The following is a 14,557-nucleotide window of genomic DNA, read 5'->3' as shown; positions in this document are numbered from 1 at the left end:
ACCGGGCGGGGCGTCCCCACCGCCCGGCCCGCACGCCCCGGCACCCGCGCCGGAGCGCTCACCTCCGCGCGGTGACCGTGCTCTCCACGGCGAACAGCTGCTTCTCCACGTGGTCCAGGGCCAGGCGCAGCGCGCCCGTGGCCACCGCCGCCTCGCCCAGCATCGACTGCACCACCTGTGGCGGCCGGAGGCAGTAGCGGGCCAGCTCCGTCCGCAGCGGCTCCAGCACTCCGCTGATCCCCGCCGCCCAGCCGCCGACGACGACCATCTCCGGATCCAGGGCCAGCACCAGCGCGGCCACGTCGTGCACGAGGCGGCGCATGAAGCGCTCCACGGCCGCCGCGGCCTGCTCGTCGCCCTCGCGCGCCAGCGCGAAGACCCGTGCCACCTGCGCCTCGTCCAACGGGTGCAGCGGCTCCCCCGTCGTGGACAGCACCTCTTCGGGGGTCGCCTCCCGGCCGAGGAGGTGCAGGGCGCCGATCTCGCCGGCCGCGCCCCCGAAGCCCCGGTGCAGCCGCCCGCCGATCAGCGAGCCGGCCCCGGGGCTGAGCCCGGCCAGGACGAAGACGACGTCGTCCGACCCGGTGGCGGCGCCCTTCCAGTGCTCGGCCACCGCGGCGGCGTTCGCGTCGTTCTCCACGAGGACCGGGCACCGGAACGAGCGGCGCAGCCGCTCCCCGAGCGGCAGGCCGGTCCAGCCCGGCAGCGCCGTGCCCAGCCGGACGGTGCCGTCGGCCTCCACGATGCCCGGGCTGGCCACGCCGACGGCCCGCAGCCCGCTGCGCGGCACTCCCGAGCGCGCGAGCAGATCGGCGACCGCGTCCCGCACCCGGTCCAGCCGCTCGTCCGCCGGGGCGGTCTCCGGCACGTCCAGGGACGCCGAGCCCATCACCCGCCCGCTCAGGTCGGCCATCAGGGCGGCGATCCGGTGCGGTCCGATCTCGATGCCGAGCAGGTGGCCGGCCTCCACCCGGAAGCGGAAGCGGCGCGCGGGGCGGCCCTGGCGGCGTGCCTCGCCCTCCCCGGCGGGCGCCTCGACCACCAGGCCGGACTCCATCAGGCCCTCGATCACGCCCTCCACGGTCGGCCGGGACAGGCCGGTGACCTTGACCAGGTCCGTGAGGGTGGGCGCGGTGGACAGCGGGGACGCGGGAGAGACGGCCGTGCGGAGCGCGTGCAGGACCACGGCCGAGTTGATCCGCCGCAGCAGGGACGGGTCCCCGCCGGTGAGCCGCCCCAACGTCGCCGCCTCCTCGCTTTTGCGCATCCTTTGCTTACTGGCCGGATCGTATCGGGTGCGGTGACCGGCGGCGAGCCTCGGGACTCACCCGGGGGTGACGAACCCCGACTCGTACGCGGCGATCACCGCCTGGGTGCGATCCCGCGCCCCCAGCTTCGCCAGCACCGCGCTGACGTGCGTCTTCACCGTTTCGGAGCCGAGCAGCAGGGTGGCCGCGATCTCCGCGTTGGACAGGCCGCGGGCCATCTGGCGCAACACCTCCGCCTCACGGGCCGTCAGGGCGGCCTTCTCCATCGCGGCCCGGGCCCGCTCGTTGCCCCGGTCCGCCGCGATGTTGCGCAGCACGGGCGGGAACAGCAGCGAGTCGCCGGCCGCGACCGTGCGGACCGCGTGGACGATCTCGGCGGGCGCGGCGCGCTTGAGGAGGAACCCGTCGGCGCCGGCGCGCAGGGCGTCGTAGACGTACTCGTCGTTCTCGAAGGTGGTCACGACCATGATCTTCGGCGGCGGCTGCACCGTGCGCAGGACGGCCCGCGTCGCCTCGATGCCGTCCAGCAGCGGCATCCGTACGTCCATCGCTACGACGTCCGGCCGCAGCTGACGCACCATCGGCACCACGGCCGCCCCGTCGGCGGCCTCGCCCGTCACCTCGATGTCGGGCTGCGCTTCGAGGATGGCGCGCAGGCCCGCGCGGACGAGCGGCTCGTCGTCGACCAGAAGAACAGTTATCGGCACCGGTTCACCCTAGGCGCTCAGCGGGAGGACGGCCCGCACCCGCCAGGCGCCCTCGTGCACGCCGGTCTCGGCGTGGCCGCCGAGCAGGGCGGCGCGCTCGCGGATGCCCCGCAGGCCGCTGCCCGTGCCGCTGACGGCGCTGCCCGCGGAAGCGGGGAGGGGGTTGCTGATGTCCAGCTCCAGGACGTCCGCGCGGACCGCTATGCGCAGCGACACCGGCATCGGACCCGCGTGCCGCACCACGTTGGTGAGCGCCTCCTGGGCGATGCGGTAGCCCTCGCGCGAGACCGGGCCGGGCAGGGCCTCCAGGGCGCCGCTGACCTCTGCGGTGACTTCGGTGCCGGAGCCCCGGGCGGCGGTGAGCAGCCGCTTCAGGTCGGTCAGGGCCGGGCGTCCCGCCGCCGGCCCGGGCGCGTCCTCGCGCAGGACCTTGAGGACGCGCTCCAGGTCCTCCAGCGCGTGCCGGCCCGTCTCCTCGATGGCCGCCAGCGCCTTGTCGGTGAAGCCGGGCGAGCCCGCGGCGCGCGCCGCGCCCGCCTGGAGCACGGCGACCGTGAGCGCGTGTCCCACGGAGTCGTGCAACTCGCGGGCGAGCCGGTTGTGTTCCAGCAGGCGTTCCGTGCGCTCCTCCAGCGCGGCCAGGCGCTGGGCCGCCGAGGGGCCGAGGAGCGCCCGCGCGGCCCGCGCCAGCACCTCGCCCGCGACGACGACGAAGGCCAGGAGCAGCGCCAGGGCCGCCAGGGCCACGAGCGCGTACCACCAGTGGCCGCCCCGGGGCTTCCACAGGGCCAGCACGCTCTCCGGCCGCCCGCCGCACGCGGCGCTGATGAGGTTGACCGCGAGCGTCGGCGTGTGCACGGAGAAGAAGGCCGTCAGCGTGCCCAGTTCGTAGCGCAGGACCAGCCACAGCACCGTGCGCCGGCGATCGCTCCACGAAGCCGAGGGCGCGGGCGTGAAGTCAGGCTCCCGGCCGCCCCGGCGGGCCGGGTAGAGCAGCAGCTGCGCCTGCATCCCCTCCGAGAGCCGCACTCGCGGGATCGTGCCGGCCGCCACCAGCAGCGGCAGTGGCGCCACGAGCAGCCAGGCGCCCGCGAGCGTGTCCATGTTGGCGAGCCCGGGGACCACGAAGGCGAACACCGTGGCGACGACCATCGCCATCACCAGGTGCAGCCAGCGGGTGTACGTGACCGCGCGGGTCACCGGGCGCAGGGGAGCGATCATGCCGTCATCCTCCCAAGGCCGCCGGGGCGGCGGCCTCCCCCGCGTGGGGGAGACGGTACCCACGCCAGGGGGAAGTGCCGCCTGCGGCCGGACGCGAGCCTTGGGGCATGACCTCGATAGAGATCCGTGAACTCACCAAGCGGTACGGCCCGGTGTGCGCCCTGGACCGGCTCACCGTGACCGTCCGGCCGGGCCGGGTGACCGGCTTCCTGGGCCCCAACGGCGCCGGGAAGTCCACCACGATGCGCATGGTCCTCGGCCTCGACCGGCCCACGTCCGGCACGGCCCTGGTGGGCGGCCGCCCGTACGCCTCGTTCGCCGAGCCGCTGCGGCACGTCGGCGCGCTGCTGGACGCCTCGGCCGCCCACCCCGGCCGGACCGCGCATGACCACCTGCTCACCCTCGCCCTCGCCAACCGCATCTCCGCCCGCCGCGTCGGCGAGGTGCTGGAGGAGACGGGCCTGGCGTCCGCGGCGCGGCGCCGCGTGCGGACCTTCTCCCTGGGGATGCGGCAGCGCCTCGGGCTGGCCGCGGCGCTCCTCGGCGACCCGCCCGTGCTCCTGCTCGACGAGCCCGCCAACGGTCTCGACCCCGAGGGCATCCTCCAGCTGCGCCGGCTGACGCGCCGCCTGGCGGAGGAGGGGCGGACGGTCCTGATCTCCAGCCACCTCATGAGCGAGATGGCGCAGACCGCCGACCACCTCGTCGTGCTCGGCCGGGGCCGGCTGCTCGCGGACTCCTCCCTGAGCGACTTCGTCGGTGGCAGCGCTTCCCTGGAGGAGGCCTATTTCGCCCTGACCGCCGGCTCCGCCGAATTCACCCACCAGGAAGGCACGTCCTCATGAACGCCCTCGCACCCGTCCTGCGCTCCGAGTGGGCCAAGATCCGCTCCGTGCGGGCCCTGCTCGTGGCCCTGTCGGCCGCCTTCGTCGCCTCCGTCGGGGTCACCGTGCTGGTGCACGCGATGGTCGGCAGGGCCGAGGCCGACGAGGCGGACTTCGAAGCGGTGTACAGCTCGTACTTCGGCCTGAACTTCGGGCACATCGCCGCCGTCTGCTTCGGGGTGATGGCGGTGGCCGGGGAGTACGCGGGCGGCGGGATCCGCCTCTCGCTCGCCGCCGTCCCGCGCCGCGGCGTGTTCTGGGCGGGCAAGCTGCTCGTCCTGGGCGCGGCCGCCCTGCCGGTGGGGCTGGCGACCGGTTTCGGGTGCTTCCTCGGCGCGCAGGTGCTGCTGGGCGAGTACGGGGTGGGGCTGGGGACGCCCGGTGCGCTCCGGTCTGCGGTCGGGTGCGGTGTCTATCTCGCGCTGCTGACCGTGTTCTCGGCCGGGGTGACCGCGGTGGTCCGCAGCCAGGTCGGGGCGCTGTCGGTGCTCACGCCCGTGGTGTTCCTGATCTCGCCCGTCTTCGCCGGGGTCTCCGGCATCGGGAAGGTGGTGGCCTTCCTGCCGGACCGGGCCGGGCAGCAGATCCTGCACCCGGTCCCCGAGGGCCCGCTCGGGGCCTGGTCGGGGCTGGGCGTGATGGCGCTGTGGGCGGTGCTCGCGGCGGCGGCGGGCTGGTGGTCGCTGAGCCGCCGCGACGCGTGACGCCTCCGGGGAGGACGGCCGGTACGCGCCGGAGGCGGCAACGGCGCGGTACCGCAGGGCCGGGGCGTCGGCAACGGCCGCTTCGTCTTCTCCGTCGCGGCGGAGAACGGCCACGACGGCGCGGTCCGGCGGTGCCGGACAACGCCGGGCTGCGATCAGGCCGAATCGCCGGTGGCAGCCACCCGCAGCCGCGCGTACTCCTCGGCCATCTTCGGCAGCGGCCAGTGGGCGTTGAGGCCGCTGGGGTTGGGCAGGGCCCAGATGCGGGTGGCGCCTATCGTCCGTTCCTGCGGGCCGATCTTCGCGTGCTTGTCGGCGAAGGCGACGCGGTAGGCGGTCACTCCGACGACCGCCAGCCAGCGGGGCTTCAGCAGCTCGACCTTCTCCGTCAGGATGCGGCCGCCCTCGACGTACTCGGCGGTGCTCAGCTCGTCCGCGCGCGCCGAGGCCCGGGCGACGACGTTGGTGATGCCGAGCCCGTAGCCGAGCAGTTCCTCCTGCTCGGCGGGGCGCAGCCGGCGCGGCGTGAAGCCCGAGGCGTGCAGGACCGGCCAGAAGCGGTTGCCCGGGCGGGCGAAGTGATGGCCGGTGGCGGCCGACATCAGGCCGGGGTTGATGCCGCAGAAGAGAACGCGGAGGCCGTCCGCGACCACGTCGGGAACGAGGCGGTCGCGGGCGGCCTCCAGCTCTGCCGGTGTCAGAGGATCGCCCCCGGCGCGTACGCCGCGGCCTCCGGGTGGCGCTTGGCGATCTCCTCGATGCGGGAGACCACCAGGGCGGCCTGGTCGGCCGCGGCGCCGGTGAAGGACAGCTTGTCGGCCATGAGGGCGTCCAGGCCGGCCCGGTCGAGCGGGATGCGCTCGTCGGCGGCGAGCTTGTCGAGGAGCTCGTTGCGCTCGGCGCCCTGCTCGCGCATGGCCAGCGCGGAGGCCACCGCGTGCTCCTTGATCGCCTCGTGCGCGACCTCGCGGCCGACGCCGGCGCGCACGGCCGCCATGAGCACCTTGGTGGTGGCGAGGAACGGCAGGTAGCGGTCCAGCTCGCGGGCGACGACCGCGGGGAAGGCGCCGAACTCGTCGAGGACGGTCAGGAAGGTCTCCATCAGGCCGTCGAGCGCGAAGAACGCGTCCGGCAGGGCCACGCGGCGCACCACGGAGCAGGAGACGTCGCCCTCGTTCCACTGGTCGCCCGCGAGCTCGCCGGCCATGGAGGCGTAGCCGCGCAGGATGACCATGAGGCCGTTGACGCGCTCGCAGGAGCGGGTGTTCATCTTGTGCGGCATGGCGGACGAGCCGACCTGGCCGGGCTTGAAGCCCTCGGTGACCAGCTCGTGCCCGGCCATCAGCCGGATGGTCTTGGCGAGCGAGGACGGCGCGGCGGCCAGCTGCACCAGGGAGGTCACGACCTCGTAGTCCAGGGAGCGCGGGTAGACCTGGCCGACGGAGGTGAAGGCCTGCGCGAAGCCGAGGTGGTGGGCGATGCGCCGCTCCAGCTCGTCCAGCTTGGCGGCGTCCCCGCCGAGCAGGTCGAGCATGTCCTGGGCGGTACCGACGGGGCCCTTGATGCCGCGCAGCGGATAGCGGCCGAGCAGCTCCTCCAGGCGTGCGAAGGCGACGAGCAGCTCGTCGGCGCCGGTCGCGAAGCGCTTGCCGAGGGTGGTGGCCTGGGCGGCGACGTTGTGCGAGCGGCCGGCGATGACCAGCTCGGCGTTCTCCGCGGCCAGCTTCCCGAGGCGGGCGAGGACGGCCACGGACCGGTCCCGGACGAGCTCCAGGGACAGCCGGATCTGCAGCTGCTCGACGTTCTCGGTGAGGTCGCGGGACGTCATGCCCTTGTGGATGTGCTCGTGGCCGGCGAGGGCGTTGAACTCCTCGATGCGGGCCTTGACGTCGTGCCGGGTGACCTTCTCGCGCTCGGCGATCGAGGCGAGGTCGACCTGGTCGAGCACCCGCTCGTAGTCGGCGAGGGCTGCGTCCGGCACCTCGATCCCCAGGTCCTTCTGCGCGCGCAGCACGGCGAGCCACAGCCGCCGCTCCAGCGTCACCTTGTACTCGGGGGACCACAGGACGGCCAGCTCGGCGGAGGCGTAGCGGCCGGCCAGGACATTGGGGATGCGGGGCTTCACAGACACGCTGCCGAGTCTACTGTCGGTTGCTGCAGACTCCGGCACGGGGCTCGTTCGTAGCTTGCTACGAGAGCGTCTGCGGGGGTGCGTCCGCCGGGACCGGAGGGCACCCCCCCGATCCTACGCGGGGGCCTCAGCGGGGGACCTCGGCCGCGTCGCCCTCGCGGATGCGGGCGAGCACCTGGTCGTGGAGGGCCGCCAGGCCCGCCGCGGGGAGGGGCGCCGGGCTGCCGGTGAGCGTGTACCACTCCTCGGCGCCGGTGTACTGGACCTCGACCCGGGCCCGCCCGTCGGGCAGGGCGGTGGTGGCGACGGTCAGGTCGCCCGTGATGACGCCGACGTCGTCGGTCATCGCTCCGCCCGGCCCGGCGGTCACCTGGTCCACGAGGTGCCCGCCCGGTCCTCCGCCGCCGGTCACCGGCTGCCGCTCATCGATCGCATGTGTCCAGCATGGCAGTAAGGGTGTCCTGCTCGCTCTGGGTCACGCTGAGCTGGTAGAGGTGCTTGATGTGGGTCCAAGCGCGGGAGTAGGTGCACCAGTACGAGTTCAGCGGCGGCCGCCACTGGTCCGGGCTCTGGTCGCCCTTGGACCGGTTGGAGGCGGCGGACACGGCGATGAGCTGGGGGTTGACCAGGTCGTTGGCGAACTGCTTGCGGCGGTCGGTGGTCCAGGTGTCGGCCCCTGACCGCCAGGCGTTGGCGAGGGGCACCATGTGGTCGATGTCGAGCTGGCCCGCCGCCGTGAAGTCCTTGCCGTCGTAGGCGCTGTGCCACTGACCCGAGGACGCGCGGCACTGGTCGTCGGTCCTGACGTCGCGGCCGTCACGGGAGAGGACCACCTCGCGGGTGTCGCAGGTGCCCATCTGCTTGATCCAGTGGGGGAACTTCGCGCGGCTGTACCCGGCCATCGAGTGTGGCGCCTCGACGGTCAGGTCGGCCAGCTCCACTCGGGCGGCGGAGGCCGCCGGCGGCTCCGGCAGGTCGCGCGGCACCGGCGGCGGTGCGGCCGACGCCGGCGGGGCGGCGGGGGCGAGGACGGCGGACAGGCACAGGGCCGCGGCGGCGGTGGCGCGGCGCCACCGGTTTCGTAGGATCACAGACCCATAAATACCTGCACTAACTCCTCAATGCAGGACATATACCCCGGACGGCGACGTGCCGCCGTGGCTCGTTGACGCCGTTGTTCACGGCGCGTTCCACCACCGGGCACCTCGCGCCGGTAGGAACGTCGGAAGCGATCACCGAGCACGGCGCAGCCGTCGGCACAGGAGGAGTTTCCATGGCGCAGGGGTCCGGGCACGCGGTCGGCAGACGCTCGGTGCTGCGGGGGGCGGTGGGCGCCGCAGCGGCGGCCGCGGTGGTGCCGGCCGTGGGCGCCGCCCCGGCGCTGGCCCTGGCGGGGCGGCCCGAGGCGCGGTGGGGCGTGCAGGCCGGCGACGTGACGGCCTCCTCGGGCCTGGTGTGGGTGCGGGCCGACCGCCGCGCCCGGATGATCGTGGAGACCTCGGCCACGGAGTCCTTCCGCTCCGTACGCCGCTGGCACGGCCCCCTGGTCGGGCCGGGTACGGACTTCACCGGCAGGACGGCCCTGCGCGGCCTGCCGCCCGGCGAACAGATCCACTACCGCGTCCTGCTGGCCGACCCGGACGACCCCCGCCGCACCGGCCGCCCGGTCCACGGCACCTTCCGTACGGCGCCCGCCCGCCGCTCGGACGTGCGCTTCCTGTGGTCGGGGGACCTGGCCGGGCAGGGCTGGGGCATCAACCCCGACCGCGGCGGCTACCGCATCTACGAGCACATGCGCCGCCTGGAACCGGACTTCTTCCTGTGCAGCGGCGACACCATCTACGCCGACGGCCCCATCGCGCCGTCCGTGACGCTGCCCGACGGAAGCGTCTGGCGGAACGTCACGACCGAGGAGAAGGCGAAGGTCGCCGAGACGCTGGCCGAGTTCCGCGGCGCGTTCCGCTACAACCTGCTCGACGCCAACCTGCGCCGGTTCAACGCCGAGGTGCCCACCGTCGTCCAGTGGGACGACCACGAGGTGCACAACAACTGGTACCCGGGCCAGATCATGGACGACGCGCGCTACGCGGAGAAGAGCCTGGACGTGCTGGCCGCCCGCTCGCGGCGGGCCTTCTCCGAATACTTCCCCCTCTCCACGCAGCAGGAGGACGGCGACGGCCGCGTCTACCGCGTCCTGCGCCACGGCCCCCTGCTGGACGTCTTCGTCCTGGACATGCGCACGTACCGCAACGCCAACTCGCCCGGCCGCCGCCCCGACGACGCGCAGGGGATCCTGGGCGCCCGGCAGCTGCAGTGGCTCAAGCGGGAGCTGTCGCGCTCGCGCGCGGTGTGGAAGGTGATCGCCTCCGACATGCCGCTGGGGCTCGTGGTCACCGACGGCCCGGCGGACTTCGAGGCGGTCGCACAGGGCGACCCGGGCGCGCCCCTCGGCCGCGAGCTGCAGATCGCCGAGCTGCTGCGGCACGTCAAGCACCGGCGGATCACCGGCACGGTCTGGCTGACCGCGGACGTGCACTACACCTCGGCGCAGCACTACGCCCCGGAGCGGGCCGCGTTCAAGGACTTCGCGCCGTTCTGGGAGTTCGTCTCGGGGCCGCTGAACGCGGGCGGCTTCCCGGCGAACGAGCTGGACGGCACGTTCGGCCCGCGGCAGGCCTTCCTCAAGGCGCCGGCCACCGCCAACGTCCCGCCCGGCCGGGGCAGCCAGTTCTTCGGTGAGGTGTCCATCGACGGCGAGGGCGGGGAGCTGACGGTGCGGCTGCGGGACGAGGAAGGGGCGGTGCTGTTCACCAAGGTGCTGCAGCCGGGGCGCGTCGGACAATGACGCCGCCTGCGGGCGGTGGGATGGTGGGGCTGTCCGGCCGACCCGAGCGGAAGGTGGCTTGCCATGGCCGAGCAGGTGGACGTCGTCGTCATCGGCATGGGCCCCGGCGGCGAGCACGTCGCGGGCCGGCTCGCCGAGGCGGGGCTGGACGTGGTGGGCGTCGAGGCGGAGCTGGTCGGCGGCGAGTGCCCGTACTGGGGGTGCGTGCCGAGCAAGATGATGATCCGCGCGGGGAACCTGCTGGCCGAAGCGCGGCGCGTGCCGGGCATGGCGGGTTCGGTGCAGCAGGTCGTGCCCGACTGGGCGCCGGTGGCCGCCCGGATCCGCGACGAGGCGACGGACGACTGGAACGACCAGGTGGCGGCCGACCGCTTCACCGGCAAGGGCGGCCGCCTGGTGCGCGGGCGCGGGAGGCTGGCCGGCCCGCACCGCGTGGTGGTCGAGGGCGGCGAGGGCGGCGGGCGGGAGTTCGAGGCCCGGCTGGGCGTGGTGCTCGCCACCGGCTCCCGGCCGCAGATCCCGCCGGTGCCGGGCCTGGCGGACGTCCCCTACTGGACGAACCGGGACGCGGTCTCGGCGAAGGAGCCGCCGCGCTCGCTGCTCGTCCTCGGCGGGGGTGCGATCGGCCTGGAGGTCGCCCAGGTCTACGCCCGCTTCGGCACGCGCGTCACGGTGGTGGAGGCGATGGACCGGCTCGTCCCGGGCGAGGAGCCGGAGGCGGCCGCGCTGCTGGCCGGGGTCCTCGGCGGGGAGGGGCTGACGCTGCGCACGGGCGCCCGGGCGACCGGAGTGCGGCACGGCGGCGACGCGTTCGCGCTGACGCTGGAGGACGGCACGGAGCTGACAGGCGATCAGCTGCTGGTGGCCACGGGCCGCCGGGCGGACCTGAGCGCCCTGGGCCTGGAGACCGTGGGCCTCGACCCCGGCGGGCGGGCCCTGAGGACGGACGGCCGGATGCAGGCCGCGCCGGGGCTGTGGGGCGTGGGCGACGTGACGGGCCACGGCGCGTTCACCCATGTGGCGATGTACGAGGCGGAGGTCGCGATCCGCTCGGTGCTCGGCGAGCCGGGCCCCAAGGCCGACTACCGGGCCCTGCCGCGGGTGACGTTCACCGACCCGGAGGTCGGCGCGGTGGGCCTGACCGAGCACCAAGCCCGCGAGAAGGGGCTGCGGGTGCGCACGGGGCTCTCGCGCGTGCCGTCCTCCGCGCGCGGCTGGATCCACAAGGCGGGCAACGAGGGCCTGGTCAAGCTCGTCGAGGACGCGGACCGCGGCGTGCTCGTGGGGGCGACGGCGGCCGGGCCCACGGGCGGCGAGGTGATGTACGGCCTGGCCGTGGCCGTCCAGGCCGAGGTGCCCGTGGAGACGCTGCGGCACATGATCTTCGCCTATCCGACGTTCCACCGGGGCGTGGAGGACGCGCTGGCCGACCTCCGCACGAGCGAGACCCGGCCGGACACCCCGGGCGACCAGGGCTCGTAGAAACCGGCCCGCGGACCGGGAAACCGGACAGTCCGCCAAAAGGACGCACTTAACCCATCGGTCACAGACTGTTCGTGATCACGCAACACCCCTCCGTCAAGGTGGTGCCCATGACGGACGAGACCACCGCGAAGCCCCACCGCGCCCATCACTGGCGGCGGGACCTGGTCGAACTGGCCGCCCTGTTCACCGCGGTCGCCGCCGCCGACACCCTGGCCGACACCGTCGCACACGGTCCCGACGGACCCCTCCTGCTCGTCTCCTCGGCCGCCGCCCTGCTGGCCACGACGGCCTTCCACACCTGGTGGGCGCGCCGGCACCACCACGCTCCCCCGGCCCCGCCGGCCGCCGCGCACTCCGGCCGCGCCCCGGCGCAGGACACACCGGAAGCGGGCACCACCACCTTGTGGCGGATGCGCACGACCGTGCGCGACGAGCCCGGCAGCCTGGCCGCGCTCTGCTCGGCCCTCGCCCGGCACGGCGTCGACATCCTCTCCCTGCAGACGCACCCCCTGGCCGACGGCGTCGTCGACGAGCTGCTGCTGCGGGCACCGGGGGCCCTGGCCGCCCGCGACCTCTCGGACGCCGCGGCCACCGGCGGAGGCAGCGACACCTGGCTGGAGCGGGCCGACGCCCACGACCTCGTGGACGCCCCCACCCGGGTCCTCAACCTCGCCACCCGCACGGCGCTCGACGCCGCGGAACTCCCCCTCGCCCTGCGCCGGCTGTTCGGCCGCTGCACGATCCGCTCCGTCCCGGCCCGCTCGCCGCGCGGCGGCGCCCCTGCCGAGCCCGTTCCGGCGGAAGGGACGTGGGAGGGGACCGTGATGCGCCTGCGCGACCCCGCGGGCGGCTCCATCACCATCGAGCGCCCCTACCTGCCGTTCACGCCCACCGAGTTCGCCCGGGCCCGCGCCCTGGTGGAGCTCGACGCCCGCCTCGGCCCGCGCGTCCCGCCGCGCGCCGTCGTGCTCACCCTGCCCGAGGGCAACGCGATCACCGTGCGCCGCGCCGACGCGGGCGACCTGGACGCGGCGCGCGCCATGCACGAGCGCTGCTCCCCCGCCACGCTCGCCCAGCGCTACCACGGGCCCGTGGGCGACGCCGACCGCTACCTGCGCCACCTGCTGAGCCCGCGCTTCGGCCGCACCCTGGCCGCGTACACCGCCACGGGCCGCCTGGTCGCCCTGGGCCACCTGCTGTGGGACGGCGACGAGACGGAGGTCGCCCTGCTCGTCGAGGACCAGTGGCAGCGCCGCGGCGTCGGCGGCGAACTCCTCGGCCGCCTGGTCGGCCTGGCCGTGGACGCCGGCTGCGGCAGCGTCTACGCCGTCACGCGGTCGTCCAACACGGGCATGGTCGCGGCGATGCGGGCGCTGGACCTGCCGCTGGACTACCAGGTCGAGGAGGGCACGCTCGTCATCACCGCCCGGCTCGCCCCGGCCCGCGTCCCGGTGTCCCCGCCCACATCGTGACATTCCGCCGGAGCCCGGCACGGAGCACGAAATGCCGGTGACGCCGCACGCCCCGCCGTACGAGGATGTCCGCATGCCGAACGAGACGATCACCCCGCTTCCCCGCCAGGTCGCCGACGCCTACGTCGACGCGTACACCGAACTCGACCCCATCACGGGCACCTATCTCGGAGTTGCGGGGTCCGCGACGCGGCTGCCGGACTTCTCCCCCGCGGGGCAGCAGGCCGTCGCCGACCTCGCGCGCACCACCCTCGACCGCCTCGCCGAGGCCGAGCGGCAGCCCGGCGCCGACTCCGGCATCGAGCGCCGCTGCGCCCGCCTGCTGCGCGAGCGCCTCACCGCCCAGCTCGCGGTGCACGACGCGGACGAGCACCTGCGCGCCGTCAGCAACATCCACTCGCCGCTGCACTCGGTGCGCGAGGTGTTCACCATGATGCCGGCCGACACCGCCGAGGACTGGGCGGCGATCGCCGAGCGGCTGCGGGCCGTCCCCGCGGCCCTGGAGGGCTACCGGGCCTCGCTCGCCGAGGGCCTGGAGCGCAAGCTGCCCGCCGGGCCGCGCCAGGTCGCCACCAACCTCACGCAGCTGGAGGAGTGGATCGGCACCGGCAACGGCTGGTTCGGCGACTTCACCGCGGAGGGCCCCGAGGAGCTGCGCGCCGAGCTGGACGCGGCGGCGGCCGTCGCGACGGGCGGTCTCGCCGTGCTGCGCGACTGGCTGCGCGACGTCTACGCGCCGGGCGTCGAAGGGGCCCCGGAGGTCATCGGGCGCGAGCGCTACGCCCGCTGGTCGCGCTACTGGAACGGCACGGACCTCGACCTCAACGAGGCCTACGCGTACGGCTGGTCGGAGTTCCACCGCATCCTCGGCGAGATGCGCACCGAGGCGGAGAAGGTGCTGCCCGGCGCGAGGACGCCGTGGGAGGCGCTGGCCCATCTCGACGAGCACGGCACGCACATCGAGGGCGTCGAGGAGGTCCGCGTCTGGCTGCAGGAGCTGATGGACGGGGCCATCGAGGCGCTGGACGGCACCCACTTCGAGCTGGCCGAGCGGGTCAAGCGCGTCGAGTCCCGCATCGCCCCGCCCGGCGGCGCGGCGGCCCCGTACTACTCCGAGCCGTCGGAGGACTTCTCCCGCCCGGGCCGCACGTGGCTGCCGACCATGGGCCAGACCCGCTTCCCCGTCTACGACCTGGTGTCCACCTGGTACCACGAGGGCGTCCCGGGCCACCACCTCCAGCTCGCGCAGTGGATGCACGTGGCCGAGCAGCTCTCGCGCTACCAGGTCACCCTCGGCGGGGTCAGCGCCAACGCCGAGGGCTGGGCGCTGTACGCGGAGCGGCTCATGGACGAACTGGGCTTCCTCACCGACCCCGAGCACCGGCTGGGCTACCTCGACGCCCAGATGATGCGCTCCACCCGCGTGATCGTCGACATCGGCATGCACCTGGAGCTGGAGATCCCCGCGGACTCCCCCTTCCACCCGGGCGAGCGCTGGACGCCGGAGCTGGCGCAGGAGTTCTTCGGCATGCACAGCGGCCGCCCCGCGGACTTCGTCGAGAGCGAGCTCGTGCGCTACCTCGGCATGCCGGGCCAGGCGACCGGCTACAAGCTGGGCGAGCGGGCCTGGCTGGCCGGCCGCGACGCGGCCCGCGCCGCGCACGGCGCCGCCTTCGACGCCAAGGCCTGGCACATGGCGGCACTGTCGCAGGGCTCGCTGGGCCTGGACGACCTGGTGGCCGAGCTGTCCGTGCTGTGACGGCGAGGGGGCGGGCCGCCGGGCCCGCCCCCCCCATTCGCCTTCGGAACCTTCGGAACGTTCAGATCTTCCGGCCGATAT

General features: G+C 74.6%; 13 protein-coding genes. 6 read left to right on the top strand and 7 right to left on the bottom strand.

Going from position 1 to position 14,557, the window contains the following annotated elements:
- Positions 1–58: 58 nt before the first annotated feature.
- The 3 genes from NQU55_RS00165 to NQU55_RS00155 form a co-directional block, all read right to left on the bottom strand.
- Positions 59–1,240, bottom strand: coding sequence for an ROK family protein (locus NQU55_RS00165; protein ID WP_168091413.1), 1,182 nt, complete (start codon positions 1,238–1,240; stop codon positions 59–61).
- A gap of 84 nt (positions 1,241–1,324) precedes the next feature.
- On the bottom strand, positions 1,325–1,975 hold the full coding sequence (locus NQU55_RS00160) for a response regulator transcription factor (protein ID WP_168091401.1): 651 nt from the start codon (positions 1,973–1,975) through the stop codon (positions 1,325–1,327).
- Positions 1,976–1,984: 9 nt separating this feature from the next.
- Positions 1,985–3,196, bottom strand: a complete 1,212-nt coding sequence (locus tag NQU55_RS00155) for a sensor histidine kinase (protein WP_168091402.1) — start codon at positions 3,194–3,196, stop codon at positions 1,985–1,987.
- Positions 3,197–3,303: 107 nt separating this feature from the next.
- Here NQU55_RS00155 and NQU55_RS00150 point away from each other — a divergent pair, with 107 nt between their 5' ends.
- Positions 3,304–4,041 (top strand): ABC transporter ATP-binding protein, encoded by a 738-nt coding sequence (locus NQU55_RS00150; protein WP_168091403.1) that lies wholly within the window; start codon positions 3,304–3,306, stop codon positions 4,039–4,041.
- On the top strand, positions 4,038–4,784 hold the full coding sequence (locus NQU55_RS00145; RefSeq protein ID WP_168091404.1) for an ABC transporter permease: 747 nt from the start codon (positions 4,038–4,040) through the stop codon (positions 4,782–4,784). The genes NQU55_RS00150 and NQU55_RS00145 overlap by 4 nt, the downstream gene beginning before the upstream one ends.
- 155 nt (positions 4,785–4,939) lie before the next feature.
- Here the strand turns inward: NQU55_RS00145 and mug are convergent, their stop codons facing one another.
- The 4 genes from mug to NQU55_RS00125 all read right to left on the bottom strand — a co-directional run bounded on the left by mug (position 4,940) and on the right by NQU55_RS00125 (position 8,003).
- Positions 4,940–5,485 carry a G/U mismatch-specific DNA glycosylase gene (gene mug, locus NQU55_RS00140; protein WP_168091414.1) on the bottom strand — a complete coding sequence of 182 codons (546 nt, stop codon included), beginning with the start codon at positions 5,483–5,485 and terminating at the stop codon, positions 4,940–4,942.
- On the bottom strand, positions 5,482–6,915 hold the full coding sequence (purB, locus tag NQU55_RS00135) for an adenylosuccinate lyase (protein ID WP_168091405.1): 1,434 nt from the start codon (positions 6,913–6,915) through the stop codon (positions 5,482–5,484). The genes mug and purB overlap by 4 nt, the downstream gene beginning before the upstream one ends.
- A gap of 127 nt (positions 6,916–7,042) precedes the next feature.
- On the bottom strand, positions 7,043–7,261 hold the full coding sequence (locus NQU55_RS00130) for a hypothetical protein (protein ID WP_206328972.1): 219 nt from the start codon (positions 7,259–7,261) through the stop codon (positions 7,043–7,045).
- Positions 7,262–7,337: 76 nt separating this feature from the next.
- Entirely contained in the window at positions 7,338–8,003 is a 666-nt protein-coding gene (locus NQU55_RS00125; protein WP_256789504.1) for an HNH endonuclease family protein, read from the bottom strand.
- Positions 8,004–8,188: 185 nt separating this feature from the next.
- Between NQU55_RS00125 and NQU55_RS00120 the strand changes: the two genes are divergently transcribed.
- The 4 genes from NQU55_RS00120 to NQU55_RS00105 all read left to right on the top strand — a co-directional run bounded on the left by NQU55_RS00120 (position 8,189) and on the right by NQU55_RS00105 (position 14,476).
- Positions 8,189–9,760: an alkaline phosphatase D family protein gene (locus NQU55_RS00120; protein ID WP_168091407.1), complete on the top strand. Its 1,572-nt coding sequence runs from the start codon at positions 8,189–8,191 to the stop codon at positions 9,758–9,760.
- Positions 9,761–9,823: 63 nt separating this feature from the next.
- The gene (locus tag NQU55_RS00115) at positions 9,824–11,242 is read left to right on the top strand and encodes a dihydrolipoyl dehydrogenase family protein (protein ID WP_168091408.1); all 1,419 of its coding nucleotides are present in this window, start codon (positions 9,824–9,826) and stop codon (positions 11,240–11,242) included.
- Positions 11,243–11,352: 110 nt separating this feature from the next.
- Positions 11,353–12,717: a GNAT family N-acetyltransferase gene (locus tag NQU55_RS00110; RefSeq protein WP_168091409.1), complete on the top strand. Its 1,365-nt coding sequence runs from the start codon at positions 11,353–11,355 to the stop codon at positions 12,715–12,717.
- A 73-nt stretch (positions 12,718–12,790) separates the two neighbouring features.
- On the top strand, positions 12,791–14,476 hold the full coding sequence (locus NQU55_RS00105; RefSeq protein WP_168091410.1) for a DUF885 domain-containing protein: 1,686 nt from the start codon (positions 12,791–12,793) through the stop codon (positions 14,474–14,476).
- The last annotated feature ends 81 nt before the right edge of the window (positions 14,477–14,557 follow it).

It is taken from the genome of Streptomyces telluris, from assembly GCF_024519335.1.
GTDB classification, from domain to species: Bacteria; Actinomycetota; Actinomycetes; order Streptomycetales; family Streptomycetaceae; genus Streptomyces; species Streptomyces telluris.
The sequence above is the reverse complement of the archived record's forward strand: the minus strand, read 5'-3'. Positions and strand labels throughout refer to the sequence as shown.